The following is a 17974-nucleotide window of genomic DNA, read 5'->3' on the forward strand; positions in this document are numbered from 1 at the left end:
TCGCCGCGAGTGCCTCTGGCTGCGCGCCTGGAAAGACCGCTCGACCGGGGCTGTCCCCGGTCGAGTGGTCATTCCAGGCCTGTCGGCGACCGCCTCAGCCCATGTGGGGGTAGGCGTGGCTGGTCGGCGGCACGAACGTCTCCTTGATCGAGCGGACGCTGGTCCACCGGAGCAGGTTCTGAGCGGCGCCGGCCTTGTCGTTGGTGCCGCTCGCACGGCCGCCGCCGAACGGCTGCTGGCCCACGACGGCGCCGGTCGGCTTGTCGTTGATGTAGAAGTTGCCGGCCGCGAAGCGCAGGCGGCTGGTCGCGTCGGCGATGGCTCGGCGGTCCTGGGCGATGATCGAGCCGGTCAGGCCGTAGGGCGCGAACCGCTCCATCTGGTCGACCACCTGGTCGTAGTCGCCGTCGGGGAAGACGTGCACGGACAGGATCGGCCCGAAGTACTCGGTGCGGAACGACTCGTCAGCGGCGTCCTTGATCTCCAGGACCGTCGGCCGGACGAACCAGCCCACCGAGTCGTCGTAGGAACCGCCCGCGATGACATCGATGCCCGCCTCGGCGTGGGCCCGGTCGATGGCGTCCCGGTGCTTGGCGAAGGCCCGCTCGTCGATGACCGCACCCATGAAGTTGTGCAGGTCGGTCACATCGCCCTGCGGCAGGGAGTTGGTGATGTCCACGAGATCGGACTTGATCCGGTCCCACACGGAGGCCGGGACATAGGCGCGCGAGGCGGCCGAGCACTTCTGGCCCTGGAACTCGAAGGCGCCGCGGATCATCGCCGTGCGCAGCACGTCCGCATCGGCGCTCGGGTGCGCGACGATGAAGTCCTTGCCCCCGGTCTCGCCGACGAGGCGCGGGTAGGTGCGGTACCGCTCGAGGTTCGCACCGACCTCGGCCCACAGGTGCTTGAACGTGGGGGTCGAGCCGGTGAAGTGGATGCCGGCCAGGTCCTCGTCGTGCAGGGCGACCTTGCTGACGTCGAGCCCGTCGCCGGTGACCATGTTGATCACGCCCGGCGGCATACCTGCCTCTTCGAGCAGCTGCATCGTCAGAGACGCGGCGAACTGCTGGGTCGGGCTCGGCTTCCACACGACGGTGTTGCCCATGAGCGCGGGAGCGGTCGGCAGGTTGCCGGCGATGGCCGTGAAGTTGAAGGGCGTGATCGCGTAGACGAAGCCCTCGAGCGAGCGGTAGTCCGACCGGTTCCAGATGCCCCGAGCGTTGAGGGGTGGCTGCTGCTCCAGGATCTGCCGGGCGAAATGGACGTTGATCCGCCAGAAGTCGATCAGCTCGCAGGCGCTGTCGATCTCGGCCTGGTATGCCGTCTTGCTCTGTCCCAGCATCGTCGCGGCGTTCAGGCGCGCCCGCCACGGGCCCGCGAGCAGCTCGGCGGCCTTGAGCAGGATCGCGGCACGGTCGTCGAACGACAGCTCCCGCCACATCGGAGCTGCGGCCTTGGCGGCGCTGACGGCTGCCTCCGCGTCGGCGACGGTCGCGTTGCGCATCGTGCCCAGGACCTTGGCGTGCGCGTGCGGCTGACGCACCTGGATCTGCGCTCCGGCGCCGGTGACCCGCTCCCCGTTGATGGAGTGGGGCAGGTCGACCTGGGTGGTGCCCAGCTCGGTCAGCGCGACCTCGAGCGCGGCGCGCTCGGGCGATCCCGGCGCGTAGTCGAGCACCGGCTCGTTCGCCGGCGCGGGCACATGGGTCACTGCGTCCATCAAAGGTCTCCTGCTGTTGCACGGTGGTGCGCCCAAAGGGCGATGGGGTGGCCGCCTTGTGAGCGGCCACCCCATCGTTCCACGTCTCGGGCAGTGCCCGTCAGCGCAGGATCGTGATGCCCCACGGGTAGCGGTAGGACTGGCCGCGGTTCGCGGCGAGAGCGGCCTTGATGTGGAAGACCAGTGCCGCGACGATCGCCACGATCCAGACGATGACCGCGACCGGGATCAGCAGGACCGTGAAGAACATCAGCCAGCCGACGATGATCGCGGCCCAGATCGCGAGGTTGAAGTTGAAGGCGCCGGCCGCGGCCTGACGCACGAACTGGCTCTTGTCCTTGTAGAACACCCAGATGAGCAGGGGGCCTACGAAGCTGAGCCAGCCGGCGGAGATGACGGCGGCGATGATGGCGGCTAGGTGCCCGAGGACCGCCCACGTGCGCTCTTCACCCGTGGTTGCCTGGAGCCCCTGACCGTACGGGTTGGGGATCGGTTGTGTCATGGCTCCATCGTCACCCACGCAGGCCCTCCCGCGCTGCTGGGGTGTGCCCTGACTCGACCCTGACTCGTCCCTGACCGGGTCAGGCGCTGCACTCCACCGCGTCATGCACCTCGAGCGAGCACATGGCACTGGCGGAGTCCTCGATCCCGAGGGCCGCGAGCAGCGTCCGGGCCAGCTCGTGGTGGCCCTGAGCGCTGGGGTGGAACGAGTCGTCGAGCCATCCGTCCGGCGCGACCTTGCCGGGCTGGACCGCGGCAGCCCAGTGCGCGACGTGGTCGACGACCAGCACTCCGAGGTCCGTACCGACCTGGCGCACGGCGTCGGCATAGAGCGTGATGAGCTCGGGCCGGCGGTCGCCCTCGGCGAGCACCGGAGGCGGGGTCTGCAGGACCACCGTCGCTCCCACGTCGCGGGACCGCTGGACGATCTGGTCGAGGCGGAAGCGGAAGCCGCGGACGCCGTGCTCGCCAGCCAGGATGTCATTCGTGCCGAACATCACGACCACCACGTCAGGGGCGAACCGCCCTGCGCGCCAGTGGAACTCGGGCAGGAGGTCCTCGGTGGTGGTGCCAGCGACGCCGGAGTTGACGACCGCGTCGCCGCGCCGGCCGAGCTCGCCCCGGACGCGCTCGGCGAAGTGCTCGACGTAGCTGCGCCAGCCGTGCGTATGGGTCACGCCCTGGGTGATGCTGTCGCCGAGGAACACCCAGGTGACGGGGGGACCCGTGAGGACCTCCTTGAGCCGGTCACTGTCGCGGCGGGCGTACTCGTCAGGGGTGAAGTCCATCCGCGCAAGGTAACAAGCGATCCGCGGGTCGCGACTCCCCCGGCCCACCACGTGGGACGGTCACGCCACGGCGGCGCGCTGGGACGAGCGGGTGGCAGCGTCGGCCTGGTCGGCCGTGCGGGGGAACGGTGTCGGACGGTCCTCACCGTGCAGCGTCGGCTCGACCGGCAGGCGGTCGGCGAACCGGCTCACGGCACCAGCCACGGCGGCGTCCGCGAGCACCCGGCGGTGACCGAGGCCCGCCGTGGACATCAGCTCGGCGCCCGGCCAGCCACGGACCAGCTCGACCGACGCGGCGTGGTCGGCCTCCCGGTCGAGCAGGTCGTGGATCACGAGCAGGTCCGGCCGGTCGATCTGCTGCGCCACCACTGCGACATCGAGGCCATCGACGGGATACCCGGTGCGTCGCTCGGCGCGCCGGACGAGCCGGCGCTCGGTCCGGTCGCCGAAGCCGAGCTCCTCGCGGAACCTGTGCAGCAGGGCCGGGATGCCTGGTGCCGGTGCGATGAGCACGAGGCGCTCCGTGGCCAGCCATCCGTCACGCAGGGCGAGCACTGCCGACAGCGCGCCCATCGAGTGCGCGATGACGACCCGCGCGGGCCCGAAGCGTGCCGCGACGGCGTCGAGGGAGCGCCCGAGCTCGACCGCGTCACTCGAGCTCGGCCCGTGCTCACCGGGATCGGAGTGCCCATGGCTGAGGCCGTCGAACGCCACGACGGTCAAGCCGCGGTCGAGCAGGGGCGCCACGAGCGGCGTCAGCTGTTCGCCGGTGCCGCCCCACCCGTGGACGAGATAGGCCACCGGCCCGGAGCCCCAGACCCACCCGCGGACGGTGCGGCCGCGCAGCTCCACCTCGAAGGGCGCGCCGAGGAGCTCGCGGATGGCCGGCCGGTCGATGCCGGCGACCCGGTGTGCGCTGCCCGGGAGCCGGAACCAGCTCCGCTCGGCGATCCGGGCGCCGAGGGCCGGTGCGAGGACCTCGAGCGTGCGGAAGGTCCATCGTGAAACAGTCCGAACGTTCGTGCTTTTCTGAACCGAAGTGGATGCCATGGTCTTCTCCGTGGATGCGGGTGTGAGTCGGTGAGGTTGAGGCTCGAGCCTGGTGTTGAACCTCGTTTGGAGAGTCGCCGCCGCCTGCGTCGGCGACCGGTCAGGCGGAGCGGGCCGCCGGTCGGCAGCTGTCGACGAGCCGCTCGAACGCGAGCCGGGCGCGCGCGTCGGCCTGGTCGTCGCGCATGAGCCGGCGCGCGTGGTGGTGGGCGAGCAGGACGCCCTCGAGCTCATAGGCGAACTGGGCGACATCGACGTCAGGGCGGAAGTGCCCTTCGCTGACGGCGGTGCCCACGATGAGTCCGATCGACTCCATCTTGTCCCGCTCGGCGCGCACGAGCTCGTCGCGAACCGCACCTTCCTGGTCGTCGAACTCGCTTGCCGCGTCGACGAAGATGCAGCCCCCGCCGTATGCCGCCGACTGCCAGAGCAGCCACCGCTCGAAGAACGCGCGGATCCGGGGCTCGCCGCGAGGGGCGGCCACGGTCGGACGCATGACGACGTCGGTGAACCGGTCGCGCGCATGCTGGAGCACCTCGACCTGGAGCGCCTCCTTCGAGGTGAAGTGCGCGTAGAGCCCGCTCTTGCTCAGCTTGGTCGCCGCGGCCAGGGTACCGATGGTGAGGCCGCCGAGGCCGACGAGCGACGCCAGCTCGGTGGCTTCGTCGAGGACGGCTGTCTTGGTGGTCTCACCCTTGCCCATGGATCCATAAAAGCACGATCGTTCGGTAAGTTCAAGAGGTTCAGGCTGGCGAGTTCGGGGACCCCTGTGACGGAGCGCTCACTCGACGGGGCGTCAGGATGGGGTCGGCGCGGCCCACCCGCGCACCGTGTCGCCCCACACGCTGACGCTGTCGGGCACGATCGTGTCGGTCTCCTCGTCCAGACGGCGGACGAGCTCCTCGAGCGTGACCCACTCGCCCCAGGACACCTCCTCAGGCTGCCACCGGATCGGGCCGTCGAAGACCACGACGAACCGGTAGGCGACGTACCGCGTCGCGTCGTCCGCGTAGAACGTCACTCCGAACGGCTCGAGCGGGACGCCAGTGACACCGAGCTCCTCCTCGGCTTCCCGGACGGCGCCGAGGACCGGGTCCTCCCCCGCCTGCACGACCCCGCCTGCGGCGAAGTCGAGCAGGCCCGGGTACACGTCCTTGGTCGTCGTGCGCCGATGCAGGTAGATCCGGCCGCGTCGATCCCGTACGACCACCGACGAGGCCGCGTGGCGAAGGTTCTGCTGCCGCATGATCGACCGGGGTGCCGACCCGATCACCTCGCCGTCCTCGCCGTACAGCGCCACCTGCTCCTCGGTCATCACGCGCCCGTGCCGACCAGCGACCGCACGTCGTCGAGCTCGGTGACGTCGTACCAGAGCAGCTCGTCGGCCTCGTCGTCCGGGCCTGCGCCCTCTTCGTCGATGTGGAAGGACGCGACGCGCGAGAGAGGCAACGGCGAGGTCAGCACCACCCGCGAGACCGGCTGGCCGCCACTCGGGGCGACCCAGGACCTGTCGGCATCAGCGGCCGCGACGACGCGCCGGTGGCCGACCGCGCTGCGGACCGCCGCGGAGGCCGCCACCGCGTCGCTGAAGGCGGCGTACTCGAGGTCCTCCATGTCGAGACCCGGCGCGGCCTGCTCCAGACCGGCCGTCACGGCATACGCAGTGCGTGGGGCGCCCGGCCCGGCCGGCAGCGTGCCGTTCGTCGCGAGCTCGTCGAGGTCGGACCGGCCGACCGGCACGTAGACACGCACGACCGGCATCAGGACTCCCTTCCGCTCGTCAGCTCCGCAAGGGACTCGACGATCGACTGGCCGAGCACGTCCACGTCCGGCATCGCGTCGCGGTCCGCGTTGAGGCCGTAGTAGACGCCGCCGTCGTACGACGTGATGCCGATGGACAGAGCCTGACCCTTGGCCAGGGGCGTCACCGGGAATGTGGACAGCATCTTCGCGTCACCGGCGTAGAGCGGTGTCTGAGGTCCAGGCACGTTGGTGATCATGACGTTGTAGAGCCGGCGCGACATCGCCGAGCCGAGTCGAGCGCCGAGCGCGTGCAGCGTCGGCGGGGCGAAGCCGGCGAGGTTGGCCAGCGACGTCGCCCCCACGGCCTGGCCGCCCTCCATCTGCTGCCGCATCGCGAAGGCGATCTGGTGGAGCCGCATCGAGGCCCCCGGCTCGCCCACCGGCAGGTTGACCACGCACGCCATCACCTGGTTGGCATACATCCCCGCAGGGTCGTCGCCGTAGATGCTGACCGGGACCATCGCGCGGACCACCGTGCCGCCGCTCACCGGCTCCCCCCGACCGAGCAGCCAGGTGCGGAAGCCACCGGCGATGGTCGCGAGCACGACGTCGTTGATCGCGACGTCCTCGGCGTAGGCGCCCCGGGCCAAACGCTTTCGCACCGTGCGGTAGTCGTCGAGGTCCGTCGAGATCATGATCCAGCGTCGGGCCGACCCGATCTCGGCGTTGAGCGGCATGTGCGGCGCCGGCCGGGCCGCCGTGCGCGCGACCGTCGAGAGCACCTGCCCCGCCGACTCGAGCGCGCGAAGTCCGACATTGAGGGCGTCGTTGATGCCGCCTCGTACCAGGTCGACGACCTGGGTCGGGCGACGGACCACGTCGACGAGGGCGTCCGTGACCAGCTCGGCAGATGACGGGGCTCTGCTTGGCTCCCAAGGGATCTGGTCGACATCGAAGTCGTGCCCCTTGACTGAGTCGACGATGACGTGAGCGATGTCGAGGGCGTTGACGCCGTCGATGAGCGCCTGGTGCGTCTTCGTGACGACTGCGAACCGGCCCTCGCTCATGCCCTCGACGAGATAGACCTCCCAGAGTGGCCGGGTCCGGTCGAGTCGGCGTGGCTGCACGCGTGCGACGAAGTCCTGCAGCTGGGAGTCGGTGCCAGGGCGAGGGAGCCCGGCGCGGCGGACGTGGTAGCTCATGTCGAAGGCCTCGTCGTCGACCCAGATCGGGTTGCCGATCCGGCCGGGGACGTCGCGCACCTTCTGCCGGAAGCGCGGGATGGCACCGATCCGTGCCTCGATGATCCGCACGAGCTGGTCGTAGTCGAAGCCCTCTCGGGGCGGCCGGAAGATCATCACCGACCCCACGTGCATGGCGGTGGTCGACTCCTCGAGATACAGGAACGACGCGTCCAGCGATGTCAGGCGGTCGGACATGGTCACACTCTGCCAGAAGGCCTTACGTAGGATCTGGGCCATGCGTGCGATTCGTGTCCTGCCGTATGCCGTTGCCGTCCTCGCGCTGTCGGGCGTCGTGGCGTGCTCGTCGAGCTCCCCGGGCTCGCCGGCGGGCTCCACCGTGTCGGCGAGCACCGGCGCGGTCAAGCGGCTCACCGTGACCATCACGGGGTCCACGGTGACCCCGGCACCGGCCCAGGTGGACCTCCCGGTCGGCGACACCCTCGAGCTGGTCGTGACCAGCGACCACGACGACGAGCTGCACGCCCATGGCTTCGACCAGGAGGCCACGCTCAAGGCCGGCGTGCCGACGACCTTGCGCCTGAGGGCCAAGGAGCCGGGGCTGTACGAGGTCGAGACCCACGAGCCGCCGCTCACGCTGCTCACCGTCGCGGTGCGCTAGGCCTATGAGCGCCGGTGAGCGCGTCGTGAGCGCCAGATGAGTGCGGTCGGGCAGGTGCCCCTGCTCGTCCTTGCGGCGCCCGCCCACGGCGTCGGCAGCCGCTCGGACCTCCCGCTGCCCTTCACGGCCCTGGTGATCGGGGCGCTCGCGGCGCTCGTGATCTCGTTCGTCGCCATCGGGACCCTGTGGCGCGAGCCCCGGCTGCACAGCACCGACGGCATCCTCCTTCCGCCGTGGCTCGCCGCGACGCTCGACTCCCGCTGGCTGCGTCTCGTCGCCCGGATCCTCGCGGTGGCGCTGACCCTGTGGACGCTCGCGGCGCTCGTCTTCGGACCGGACTCGGCGCTCAACCCGGTGCCGAACGTGATCTACGTGTGGCTGTGGGTCGGCCTGGCGTTCGTCTCGATGGTGCTCGGCCCGGTGTGGCGCGTCATCAACCCGGTCCGCATGGTGCACTCGGGTGTCCTCCGGCTCGCGCGGATCTCGCCAGAGATGTCGGTGCTGCCATACCGGTTCGGGCTGTGGCCCGCGGCCCTGGGGCTCGCCGCCTTCACCTGGGTCGAGCTGGTCGCCCAGGACAACACGTCTCTCGGCTTCCTGCGCGCCCTCGTCGCCGGATTCTTCGCGATCTCGCTCCTGGGTGCCTTCGTGTTCGGCCGCGTCTGGTTCGACAAGGCCGACCCGTTCGAGATCTGGTCGGCGATGTTCGGCCGCCTCTCGCCGCTTGGCCGCAGGGCCGACGGCCGGTGGGTCGTGCGCACGCCGCTGCACGGGGTCAACGAGCTGCGCGCCCAGCGGGGGCTGGTGGCCACCGTGTCGGTGATGCTCGGCAGCACGGCATACGACGGCTTCTCGGCCAACCTGTCGTGGGCGACGTTCGTGCAGACGTCGGCGCTGCCCACGCAGCTGCTCAAGACGGCGACGATGCTCGCGTTCTTCGGCATCGTGGCTCTGACGATCTGGGTGGCATCGGCGGTCTCGGTGCGCCTTGCGGGGCAGCCGCTGCGGTCGTCGGTCGAGTTCGTCAGCGACATCGCGCCATCGCTCATCCCGATCGCCGGGGGCTATGTCATCGCGCACTACTGGTCGCTCTGGGTCTACCAGGGTCAGTACGCCTGGCGACTCATGACCGACCCGCTCGGCACCGGGGCGAACCTGCTCGGCACCGCGAACCTCACCCCCAACGACCTGCTGATCCAGCCGACCCTCGTGGCGACGGTGCAGGCCGTGAGCATCGTCATCGGGCACCTGCTCGGCGTGCTCGCGGCGCACGAGCGGGCCATCACGGTGCTGGATCGGCGGGCCGCGGTGATCGGACAGGTCCCGCTCATGGTCGTCATGATCTTCTACACCGTCAGCGGCCTCACGATCCTCTTCACGCCCTGACCCGACGAGACCGCTTCGATCCGGTCGGGCTTCCCGATCCGCTGCGGGTGCTCGGGGCGTCGCCGGCGGCCGGGTCAGGTTTGCGGTCCTGCGGGCCTGGTGGCTCGGCGCTTGCCGGTGAGTGCCGGGCCCGGCGTCCCGAGGCGCCACGCCCGCGGCCCCGCAGCCAGAGGCGACCCCGGTGACCGGGCTTCGGCCGGGTCCGCGGCACCGTCCACGGCGCCAGGGCCGTCGCCAGCTCGCTCACCGCGGCGTGGACCTTCGAACCCGGCGCCTGCTCCGCGACCGAGCGTCCGGCGAGCACCGCGGCGTCAAGCGTTGCCGGGTCGAACGGGACGAAGTGCGCCACCTCGACTCCGGCGAAGCGGCGGAGCGAGTCGGCGATCCGCGCCTCCGGCCTGCTCCCGACCGCGGCCGTGCGCACCCGGTTGACCACGGGAACAGGGCGTCCGGACGGGACGGTGCCCAGCTCCTGGACACCCCGGACGAAGCGCTGGAGCCCGACCGGGTCGGCCGCAGCGACGGCGACCACGACATCGGATGCGGCCAGCGCGGTGAGCGTCGCCTCGTTGCGCCGGGGTGCGAGCGTGTCGTAGCTGAGCTCCTCGTCGTCCTCGAGGCAGAACCCGCAGTCGACGACGACGACCTGGACGAGACGACGGGTCAGCTCGAGCACCCGCTCGAGCGCAGCGCCTCTCACCTCCGGCCAGCGGTCCGCCCGAGGCAGCCCCGTGAGCACGCGCAGCCCGGGCATTACCTCCGGCGCCAGGCCGGCCAGTGCCGGGACATCGAGCGTCCCGAGATCGGCTGCGCGGCACGCCGCCGCCACGCCGGGAGCCTCGTCGAGCACCCCGAGCGCCTGGGCGACCGACCCGCCGTACGTGTCGGCGTCGACCAGCAGGACGTCGGCGCCGCGGCGCGCGAGCTCAACGGCGAGGGTCGTCGCTATCGTCGTTCGCCCCGGCGCGCCGGTCGGACCCCAGACCGCCAGGACCGGTGCACGCTCGGGTGGGCGCGGTGGGCCGTGCTGGTCAGTCTGAAGCCACGTCGCGTCCGTGGGATCCTTTGCACCCGCGGGATTCCCGTCCGGCGGCCGGTGGCCCAGGGTCGGTGACGGATCCTCACCGGTCATGCCGCCTCCACCGGTCGTGCCACCTCCACGGGTCGTGCCGCCTCCACCGGTCGTGCCGCCTGCCGATGCGACGTCCCAGGACTCCGCGCCGGCGGCTCCGGCGCGGCCTTCTCGCAGGCGGTCGCCGGTCGCGGACCAGGAGGCGGCGTCCGCGCCGGACGGCCCGTTCCGCGGGACGGTGCTCTGCTCACCCTGCAGGAACACCTCGACGTCAGCCGCTCCGAAGTCCTGTAGGCCGGGGTGCTCGGGCCGATCCTCCGCGAGCGCGGTAGCGAGCTCGTCAGCAGACGCGTCGAGGTGGGCCGTCGCATCGACTCCCAGCTGGCGAAGCCGTCGCTCTGCGGCCTCGTCCCCTGCGGGATGCAGCCCAAGCACGCGAACTCGTCTGTCCTGCAAGCCCCTCACGACTTCAAGATCCAGATCTCGCAGATCGACGGAGACCACCGCGACGTCGCCGAGCCCCGCCTGCGCCACCGAAAGCAGCTCAGCCACGTCGGCACACCGTCGGGCGATGGTCGCTCCCGGCACGTGCTCGAGCGTTGTCGCGACCATGGCCTCCCACGCCGGGCTCACTGCCGTGAGGACATCACTCACGACGCACCTGCGCCCAACGCACCGACTGCTGGGACGAGAGTGATCTTCGAGTCGGCGTCGACAGCCTCGACAAGGTCCTGCACATGGTCCGTGGGGACGTAGATCTGCACCGAACTCGTCTCGGCGGTCCCGAAGCCCGACCCACCGTTGAGCACCGCCGCTACCGCCGCGGAACGCAGGAGCCGAGTCGTCGCGCCGGCTGTCGAGGTGGACCCGGTATGTGACTGCGGGGTGACGAAGACGTCGACCCTGCTGCCTCGGCTGAGGCCTGCGGTCACCTGGGCGTCGGACCGGACGGTGACCCGCTGCACCTGAACAGCGTCCGCGGCGCCCAGGGCCGATGACGGCACCAGCTCCCCGGCACGGACATCACGAACCACCATCGAGCCGACCGGTGGCGGCGAGGCGGCCTCGAGGTAGCGGGCCATCCCGTCGGCGAGCCGGACGTCCGCGCGCGCGAGGGAAGTCGCCTCGACCCGGTCACCGGCGACGAGGTCGATCGAGGCGACCCACACCGGCACCCGGTCATCGGCACTCGCCACCGCCTTGGCGCCGAGCGCGGCCGCGACCACGACGAGCAAGAGACCGACGACGAGGCGGCTGTCGCGCCACGACGGACGCTGCAGGCGCTTGGCGGTGGGTCGTGCGTGCTCCGGCATCCTGGCCCCTGACGGTCTGCGAATTCGTGGATAGCTGACAGAGCGAACTGAGAGTGCGCACCGGACGAGTCCGCGACCGATGCGACGGGTGCTCGCCCCAAGCGGCCATCCTGCACCAGGCGCAGCCAAACCAGGTCTGGTCACCCACAGCTGTGGATAACGTGCCTCTTCGCATGCATTCGCACGTATGATGGTGGGGCAGCCCCTCTTGCACTGGTGTCCCCGCATGCCCACACGCGTGCGTAATTCGGACAAGCCGGGTAAGGGTGGGTCGAAGCGTCTCGACGGTGCCGAAGAGGTTCCGAAGAAGGAGAGAAACGTGGCCCAGCGGTTCCTGCAGCTTGCCGAAGTGTCCGAGGTCCTGAACATCTCGTCCGCCCAGGCATACGCCCTCGTCCGGTCCGGTGAGCTTCCGGCCATCAAGATCGGCGGTCGTGGGCAGTGGCGAGTCGAGGCGACGGAGCTCGAGAACTACATCCAGCGGATGTACGCCGAGACCCGCACGTTCGTCGAGGCACATCCCTTCGGCGGCGCCGGCGACGAGTGATCCCGGCCGCAGCCGGGTCACAGACGTCGCACCGAGCCGAGGGACCACAACGGCACGACGACCCGCCCTGCGAGGTGCTCGTGCCGACGCGGCACGTCTGCGGCGTGAATGACCAGCTCGATGTGGTCGGCGCCGACTGAGTCGATGGTGCCGACCAACGACCGGCCTTCTAGATCGACGACCTCGACACGTGACCGGTCGCGGCTGACCCCGCGGAGCACCACCGCGAGCGAGAAGCTCCGGGCCACGACCGTCGGGATGCGGGCGCCACTCGCGAGTCCTGTCAGCGCGCGGACCGCCGCCAGCGCAACGACGACCGAGCGCCCGCGAGACTCGAGCAGGGCCCAGTCGGGCCCCACGTCGACCAACCGTCCCGAGACGCTCCCCGCGTGGAGCCGGCATGACACGGCGTCGTTGCCGAGGTTGGCGAGCATGCGCGACTGGAGGTCGAGCTGGCCCCGCTCGCGCCTGGTTCGGTCGGCGACCTCACCATCGCGCTCGCGCGAGCGCTCAGCAGCCGCGACTGCCTCGAGATCGTCGAACAGCCGGTCCCAACGCATCAAGCCTCCTCCTTGGTGTCGGACCGGTGATCGGCTGGCTCTCGATGACTCGTGAGGGTTATCCACCGGCTATCGACATCCTACTTGACCAAACTTAGTCAAACTGCGTTCAATTGCCGCATGCACAGGGGATCGCGAGGCAATCAGGTACGCACCGGCCGAGACGAGGCCGCCCGCTCGGTGCCCATCGCTACGTTGATCGGCCACGGGCTGGGCCTTGCCGCAGCCATGGCGACTCTTCGGCTCCTGCTGCCCTCTGGCAGCCAGGCATCGGCCGGGTCCGCGATCGCCAGGGGTGCGCCGATGCGACTGGACGACGTGCTGATGCTCGGGCTCACGTGGGTGGGAGCCGGGCTTGCGCTCTGGCTCGCGCTCGGGTCGGCTCTCGGGCTGCTGTCTCTACTGCCGGGCGCGATCGGGCGGCTCGCCGCCATGGCCGCGGAACGGGTGACGCCGGCCGTGGTGCGCCGGTCCCTCACGCTGCTGCTCGGGGCCTCGCTCGGCTCGGCGGCACTCCCCGCGCCTGCGTTCGCCTCGAGCGCGCAGCGCGACCCTTCCAGCGCAGGGACCGTCACAGCGTCCGCCGAGGTCATCGCCCGTTCGGCAGGCACCGTCCGGAGCACCCGCGGGGCGGACCCGACCAGCACGACAGTCCGTTCGGGCGGGACGGCGACGAGCGTGGGCTTCGCGGAGTCACGACAGCCACAGGAGACGCACGCGCAGCGCGCTCTCGATCCGCCTGCTGGCGCAGGGTCCGGCGCACCCCAGCGCGCTCCCGAGTCTGCGCGTCGGGCGCGAGTCGCAGTGCTGGAGCAACCTAGCGCCGCCTACCGCCCGACTCCTCCGCCCCCGGCGGCCGAGGCGAGCCGCTCCCGCCTGCTCGCGCCGACGCCGCGGGCGGCCGCCTCAGCACACGACCTCGTGACCGTCCGCCGGGGCGACACATTGTGGTCGATCGCGCGGCGTCACCTCGGCCACGCCGCCGCCGACGCGGAGATCGCGCACGAGTGGCCGCGATGGTACGCCGCTAACCGCGACGTCATCGGCAGCGACCCGAACGCCCTCAGGCCGGGGCAGCTGCTCAGTCCACCCCGCCAGACACCCGTCCGAGCGAGGTCGGCGGCCGAGCCCAGTTCAGTGGCCGAGCCGAGTTCAGTGGCCGAGCCGGTGTCAGGGGTGCAGCCGAGCCCAACGGCCGAGCCGGGGTCCGGGGCCCAGCCAAGCCCAACGGCGGAGAAGAGGCCGGCGTTCGGCCCGACCGAGCCGAGGTCAACGGCCGAGCCCGGGCCCGCGGCCGAGCCCGGGCCGGCGTTCGGCCCGACCGAGCCGAGGTCAACGGCCGAGCCCGGGCCGGCGGCCGAGCCCGGGCCGGCGTTCGGCCCGACCGAGCCGTCCACGCATGACACCGGGCACGCCGGCGAGGTACTTCCGTGATGGCGCCCGAGCGCGGCTCATCGCGCACTACCGTCTCCTCGGGCAGCTCAAGCGGCTCATCGCGCACGTCCGTCCCCTCGGGCAGCTCTAGCGGCTCATCGCGCACTTCCGTCCCCTCGGGCAGCTCAAGCGGCTCATCGCGCAGGTCCGTCCCATTGAGCGCCTCGACCACCTCGACCGGCTCGACCGCCCCGCTTGGCTCGGGCGGATTCACGGTGCGGCGCATCCCGGAGACGGCGCCTCGGATCATCAGCGCCGACGAGGCCTGGAGCTACGAGCAACCGTACGCGCAGGACACACTCGCGCTCGACTTCTTCGGAGCCCGTGACGACGATGACTTCGGTCGCCGGCCGACGCGAAGGCAGCTGCTTCCAGATCCCACGCCGTTGGTCGCCAAGCTGTCGCAGGCGATCATCGAGGTGGTGTCGGGCCAGCGCCCAGCGCCGCAGCTGATCCGGCACGCGTCGCCGACCGTCTACTCCGTCATCGCCCGCCAGGCGCTCGTGGCGGCCCGGCGACGCACCCCTGGTCCCCGACGCCCCGCCGTCGTGCGGCGCATCCGGCTGTGCGAGCCCGCGGACGGTGTCGTCGAGGCGTGCGCCGTAGTCGTGTCACACGGGCGGGTGCGGGCGCTGGCGCTGAGGCTCGACGGACTGGACGGTCGCTGGCTCATCACCGCCCTCACCATCGGCTGACAGCTCGCTGAAGCGGCGCCGCGCCCGCACCTTTTGCGGGACAAGGCGGCCCCGAGCCGTCGAGGAACACGGCGACCCGTCGAGGAACCCAGCGAATCGTCGAGGAGCGCAGCGACGGGCCGCGGAGCCCGACGACCCGTCAGGGAACGCAAGGACCCGGCGCGACCCGGACGTGAAGCGGCCCGGGCATCCAGTGGATGCCCGGGCCGCTGACGTGCTCAGCGCTGCCCACTGTGACAGCGGCTCAGCGCCGCTTGCGCTTGACCTTCTTGCCACGGCGGTCGGCGGCGCGCTCGACCGGCTGGTTGGTGCTCTCCACGGCCTGACCGTCCTCGCCCGGCGCCGAGTACCGCAACGCGCGCTCGCGACGCGAGTCCTCGGCGATGCCCACGCCCGAGACCCGCAGCCCGGACCCGAACGCTCGCCCGCCGTTGGGACCTGCCACAGCGGCGTGCTCACCCGGCGAAGGTGCGGCGGCGGCATACGGCTCCTCGTCGGCTGCCGCGGCGCCCGTCACGTCGTCGGGCGCGCCTTCGGACATGGCGCCGAGCAGCTCTCCGACCGCCATCGGGGCGACCCCCACCGGCGCCTCGGCCGGCGTCACCTGCACCTCGACCGAGAAGAGGTTGGAGACCGACTCCTCCTTGATGGCGTCCATCATGGCCTCGAAAAGCTGGAACCCCTCGCGCTGGTACTCGATGAGCGGGTCACGCTGGGCCATGGCGCGCAGGCCGATGCCCTCCTGGAGGTAGTCCATCTCATAGAGGTGCTCGCGCCACTTGCGGTCCAGGACCGACAGCACGACTCGGCGCTCGACCTCCCGCATCGTGTCGCTGCCGAGCGTCTCCTCACGGCGGTCGTAGGCCTCGTGCGCGTCGGACATGAGCTGCTCGCGCAGGAGGGTCGCGGTGACGGCCTGGCGGCCGCCCGCCATGTCCTCGACCTCGTCGATCGTCAGCGAAACGGGGTACACCTGACGCATCGCCTCCCAGAGCTTCTCGAGGTCCCAGTCCCCCGCGAAGCCCTCGGCGGTGGCGGCGTCGACATAGCTCGCCACGACGTCGTTGACGAAGTGCCGCAGCTGCTCGTGCAGGTCCTCACCCATGAGCACCGCGCGCCGCTCTTCGTAGATGACCTGGCGCTGGCGGTTCATGACGTCGTCGTACTTGAGGACGTTCTTGCGGATCTCGTAGTTCTGGGCCTCGACCGCGCCCTGGGCCTTCTGGATCGAGTTGGTGACCATCTTCGACTCGATCGGGACCTCGTCCTCCATGCCTGCCGTCTGCATGAAGCGGTCCACGATGCCGGCGTTGAAGAGCCGCATCAGGTCGTCGTTGAGCGAGAGGTAGAAGCGGGACTCACCAGGGTCGCCCTGGCGTCCCGAGCGGCCGCGGAGCTGATTGTCGATGCGCCGGGACTCGTGGCGCTCGGTGCCAAGCACGTACAGCCCACCAAGGTCGGTGACCTCTTCGTGCTCGGCCGCGACTGCCTCCTCCTCCGAGGCAAGTGCCGAGTCCCACGCCGCTTCGTAGTCCTCCGGCGTCTCCTCAGGGTCCAGGCCCTGCCGCTTCAGCTCTGCCACCGCGCGGAACTCGGAGTTGCCGCCGAGCATGATGTCGGTGCCGCGGCCGGCCATGTTCGTCGCGACGGTGACGGCGCCCTTGCGCCCGGCCTCCGCGACGATCGCAGCCTCCCGCTCGTGCTGCTTGGCGTTGAGCACCTCGTGCTTGATGCCCTTCTTGCGCAGCTGCTGCGAGAGGTACTCACTCTTCTCGACCGACGTCGTGCCGACGAGCACCGGCTGCCCGACCGTGTGGCGCTCGACGATGTCGTCGACGACCGCGTCGAACTTCGCAATCTCCGTGCGGTACACCAGGTCCGCCTGGTCCATCCGGATCATCGGCCGGTTGGTCGGGATCGGGATGACTCCGAGCTTGTAGATCGAGTTGAGCTCGGCGGCCTCGGTCTGGGCGGTGCCCGTCATGCCCGAGAGCTTGTCGTACATGCGGAAGTAGTTCTGGAGGGTGATCGTCGCGAGGGTCTGGTTCTCGTTCTTGATCTCGACGCCCTCCTTTGCCTCGATGGCCTGGTGCATGCCCTCGTTGTAGCGGCGCCCGGGCAGCATGCGGCCGGTGTGCTCGTCGACGATGAGGATCTCGCCATTCATGACGACGTAGTCCTTGTCGCGCTTGAACAGCTCCTTGGCCTTGATCGAGTTGTTGAGGTACCCGATCAGCGGCGTGTTGACGGTGTCGTAGAGGTTCTCGATGCCAAGGAGGTCCTCGACCTTGGCGATGCCCGACTCGAGCACGCCGACGGTGCGCTTCTTCTCGTCGACCTCGTAGTCGCCGCGGCCGTCCTCACCGCGGGCGAGCCGCTTGGCGATCCGGGCGAACTCGACGTACCACTTCGTCGCGAGGTCGGCCGGGCCGGAGATGATCAGCGGCGTGCGCGCCTCGTCGATGAGGATCGAGTCGACCTCGTCGACGATCGCGAAGTTGTGGCCACGCTGGACCAGCTCGGAGGGCTCCCACGCCATGTTGTCGCGCAGGTAGTCGAAGCCGAACTCGTTGTTCGTGCCGTAGGTGATGTCCTTGGCGTACTCGGCGCGACGCTGCTCCGGCGTCATCGAGGCGAGGATGCAGCCGGTCTCCATGCCGAGGGCGCGGTGGACGCGGCCCATCAGCTCGGACTGGTACTCGGCGAGGAAGTCGTTGACGGTGATGACGTGCACGCCCTTGCCCGTCAGGGCGTTGAGGTACGACGGCAGCGTCGCGACGAGCGTCTTGCCCTCACCGGTCTTCATCTCGGCGACGTTGCCCATGTGCAGCGCCGCGCCGCCCATGAGCTGGACGTCGAAGTGCCGCTTGCCGAGGGTGCGCTTGCTCGCCTCCCGGACCGCCGCGAACGCCTCCGGCAGGAGCATCTCGAGCGTCTCGCCGTTCTCGAGGCGCTCGCGGAACCCGTTGGTCTCCTCGCGCAGCTCCTCGTCGGTGAGCTTCTCGAAGTCGGCCTCGAGGGCATTGACCTGCTTGGCGATGCCCTGAAGCTTCTTCAGGATCCGGCCCTCACCGGCGCGAAGCAGCTTGTCGATGACCATGGTTGATCTCACTCCCGACTGAACGTGTGGATCCCGCATCGTACGGACTACGTGGGCGGGCGCCATCGCCCGTGCTGACTCACGGGTCCCGCCTAGGCTATCCGGCAACCCGACTCTGGGACCAACGCACCGGCTCGCCCGCGGGTTCCACGGCCACTCCCACGCCGCATCGGGCAGCTTCCTCGGCCTCTGGGACGGT

Annotated in this window: 17 protein-coding genes; 5 read left to right on the forward strand and 12 right to left on the reverse strand. The window is 70.5% G+C overall.

Annotation, left to right across the window (positions count from 1 at the left end):
* Window positions 1–94: 94 nt before the first annotated feature.
* The 8 genes from pruA to ACYVLP_RS25625 all read right to left on the reverse strand — a co-directional run bounded on the left by pruA (window position 95) and on the right by ACYVLP_RS25625 (window position 7244).
* Window positions 95–1723 (reverse strand): L-glutamate gamma-semialdehyde dehydrogenase, encoded by a 1629-nt coding sequence (gene pruA / locus ACYVLP_RS25590; protein WP_460630099.1) that lies wholly within the window; start codon window positions 1721–1723, stop codon window positions 95–97.
* 100 nt (window positions 1724–1823) lie between these two features.
* A complete protein-coding gene (locus ACYVLP_RS25595) occupies window positions 1824–2225 on the reverse strand; it encodes a DUF4870 domain-containing protein (RefSeq protein WP_452271203.1) in 402 nt (133 codons plus the stop codon).
* Between the two features lie 79 nt (window positions 2226–2304).
* Window positions 2305–3012: an SGNH/GDSL hydrolase family protein gene (locus tag ACYVLP_RS25600; RefSeq protein ID WP_460630100.1), complete on the reverse strand. Its 708-nt coding sequence runs from the start codon at window positions 3010–3012 to the stop codon at window positions 2305–2307.
* Window positions 3013–3072: 60 nt separating this feature from the next.
* Window positions 3073–4062, reverse strand: a complete 990-nt coding sequence (locus ACYVLP_RS25605) for an alpha/beta hydrolase (protein ID WP_460630101.1) — start codon at window positions 4060–4062, stop codon at window positions 3073–3075.
* A gap of 100 nt (window positions 4063–4162) precedes the next feature.
* A complete protein-coding gene (locus ACYVLP_RS25610; protein ID WP_460630102.1) occupies window positions 4163–4765 on the reverse strand; it encodes a TetR/AcrR family transcriptional regulator in 603 nt (200 codons plus the stop codon).
* 93 nt (window positions 4766–4858) lie between these two features.
* Entirely contained in the window at window positions 4859–5377 is a 519-nt protein-coding gene (locus ACYVLP_RS25615) for an NUDIX domain-containing protein (RefSeq protein ID WP_460630103.1), read from the reverse strand.
* Entirely contained in the window at window positions 5377–5823 is a 447-nt protein-coding gene (locus ACYVLP_RS25620; protein ID WP_460630104.1) for a DUF6912 family protein, read from the reverse strand. Before ACYVLP_RS25620 ends, ACYVLP_RS25615 begins: the two co-directional genes overlap by 1 nt.
* Window positions 5823–7244, reverse strand: coding sequence for a WS/DGAT/MGAT family O-acyltransferase (locus ACYVLP_RS25625; RefSeq protein WP_460630105.1), 1422 nt, complete (start codon window positions 7242–7244; stop codon window positions 5823–5825). Before ACYVLP_RS25625 ends, ACYVLP_RS25620 begins: the two co-directional genes overlap by 1 nt.
* Window positions 7245–7284: 40 nt before the next feature.
* On the opposite strand from ACYVLP_RS25625, the gene ACYVLP_RS25630 reads away from it, so the two are divergent.
* Together ACYVLP_RS25630 and ACYVLP_RS25635 are read left to right on the forward strand one after the other, a co-directional pair.
* On the forward strand, window positions 7285–7668 hold the full coding sequence (locus ACYVLP_RS25630; protein WP_460630106.1) for a hypothetical protein: 384 nt from the start codon (window positions 7285–7287) through the stop codon (window positions 7666–7668).
* A gap of 36 nt (window positions 7669–7704) precedes the next feature.
* Window positions 7705–9054 carry a hypothetical protein gene (locus ACYVLP_RS25635; RefSeq protein ID WP_460630107.1) on the forward strand — a complete coding sequence of 450 codons (1350 nt, stop codon included), beginning with the start codon at window positions 7705–7707 and terminating at the stop codon, window positions 9052–9054.
* On the opposite strand, the gene ACYVLP_RS25640 is transcribed toward ACYVLP_RS25635, so the two are convergent.
* Window positions 9044–10780 carry an AAA family ATPase gene (locus ACYVLP_RS25640; RefSeq protein ID WP_460630108.1) on the reverse strand — a complete coding sequence of 579 codons (1737 nt, stop codon included), beginning with the start codon at window positions 10778–10780 and terminating at the stop codon, window positions 9044–9046. The genes ACYVLP_RS25635 and ACYVLP_RS25640 overlap by 11 nt on opposite strands.
* Window positions 10777–11439 carry a CpaB family protein gene (locus tag ACYVLP_RS25645; protein WP_460630109.1) on the reverse strand — a complete coding sequence of 221 codons (663 nt, stop codon included), beginning with the start codon at window positions 11437–11439 and terminating at the stop codon, window positions 10777–10779. Before ACYVLP_RS25645 ends, ACYVLP_RS25640 begins: the two co-directional genes overlap by 4 nt.
* 319 nt (window positions 11440–11758) lie before the next feature.
* Between ACYVLP_RS25645 and ACYVLP_RS25650 the strand changes: the two genes are divergently transcribed.
* On the forward strand, window positions 11759–11986 hold the full coding sequence (locus tag ACYVLP_RS25650) for a helix-turn-helix domain-containing protein (protein ID WP_452271193.1): 228 nt from the start codon (window positions 11759–11761) through the stop codon (window positions 11984–11986).
* A gap of 17 nt (window positions 11987–12003) precedes the next feature.
* On the opposite strand, the gene ACYVLP_RS25655 is transcribed toward ACYVLP_RS25650, so the two are convergent.
* Entirely contained in the window at window positions 12004–12546 is a 543-nt protein-coding gene (locus ACYVLP_RS25655) for a hypothetical protein (protein ID WP_460630368.1), read from the reverse strand.
* A gap of 303 nt (window positions 12547–12849) precedes the next feature.
* Between ACYVLP_RS25655 and ACYVLP_RS25660 the strand changes: the two genes are divergently transcribed.
* Window positions 12850–13980: a LysM peptidoglycan-binding domain-containing protein gene (locus tag ACYVLP_RS25660; protein WP_460630110.1), complete on the forward strand. Its 1131-nt coding sequence runs from the start codon at window positions 12850–12852 to the stop codon at window positions 13978–13980.
* 155 nt (window positions 13981–14135) lie between these two features.
* Window positions 14136–14675, forward strand: a complete 540-nt coding sequence (locus tag ACYVLP_RS25665; protein WP_460630111.1) for an Rv3235 family protein — start codon at window positions 14136–14138, stop codon at window positions 14673–14675.
* Window positions 14676–14919: 244 nt separating this feature from the next.
* On the opposite strand, the gene secA is transcribed toward ACYVLP_RS25665, so the two are convergent.
* A complete protein-coding gene (gene secA / locus ACYVLP_RS25670) occupies window positions 14920–17775 on the reverse strand; it encodes a preprotein translocase subunit SecA (protein ID WP_460630112.1) in 2856 nt (951 codons plus the stop codon).
* Window positions 17776–17974 lie beyond the last annotated feature (199 nt).

The sequence above is a fragment of the Intrasporangium mesophilum genome, from assembly GCF_054783095.1.

Coding starts and splice junctions, on each gene's coding strand:
- pruA (WP_460630099.1), bottom strand. CDS start 1,723: ATGGACGCAGTGACCCATGTGCCCGCGCCGGCGAACGAGCCGGTGCTC.
- ACYVLP_RS25595 (WP_452271203.1), bottom strand. CDS start 2,225: ATGACACAACCGATCCCCAACCCGTACGGTCAGGGGCTCCAGGCAACC.
- ACYVLP_RS25600 (WP_460630100.1), bottom strand. CDS start 3,012: ATGGACTTCACCCCTGACGAGTACGCCCGCCGCGACAGTGACCGGCTC.
- ACYVLP_RS25605 (WP_460630101.1), bottom strand. CDS start 4,062: ATGGCATCCACTTCGGTTCAGAAAAGCACGAACGTTCGGACTGTTTCA.
- ACYVLP_RS25610 (WP_460630102.1), bottom strand. CDS start 4,765: ATGGGCAAGGGTGAGACCACCAAGACAGCCGTCCTCGACGAAGCCACC.
- ACYVLP_RS25615 (WP_460630103.1), bottom strand. CDS start 5,377: ATGACCGAGGAGCAGGTGGCGCTGTACGGCGAGGACGGCGAGGTGATC.
- ACYVLP_RS25620 (WP_460630104.1), bottom strand. CDS start 5,823: ATGCCGGTCGTGCGTGTCTACGTGCCGGTCGGCCGGTCCGACCTCGAC.
- ACYVLP_RS25625 (WP_460630105.1), bottom strand. CDS start 7,244: ATGTCCGACCGCCTGACATCGCTGGACGCGTCGTTCCTGTATCTCGAG.
- ACYVLP_RS25630 (WP_460630106.1), top strand. CDS start 7,285: ATGCGTGCGATTCGTGTCCTGCCGTATGCCGTTGCCGTCCTCGCGCTG.
- ACYVLP_RS25635 (WP_460630107.1), top strand. CDS start 7,705: ATGAGTGCGGTCGGGCAGGTGCCCCTGCTCGTCCTTGCGGCGCCCGCC.
- ACYVLP_RS25645 (WP_460630109.1), bottom strand. CDS start 11,439: ATGCCGGAGCACGCACGACCCACCGCCAAGCGCCTGCAGCGTCCGTCG.
- ACYVLP_RS25655 (WP_460630368.1), bottom strand. CDS start 12,546: ATGCGTTGGGACCGGCTGTTCGACGATCTCGAGGCAGTCGCGGCTGCT.
- ACYVLP_RS25660 (WP_460630110.1), top strand. CDS start 12,850: ATGCGACTGGACGACGTGCTGATGCTCGGGCTCACGTGGGTGGGAGCC.
- secA (WP_460630112.1), bottom strand. CDS start 17,775: ATGGTCATCGACAAGCTGCTTCGCGCCGGTGAGGGCCGGATCCTGAAG.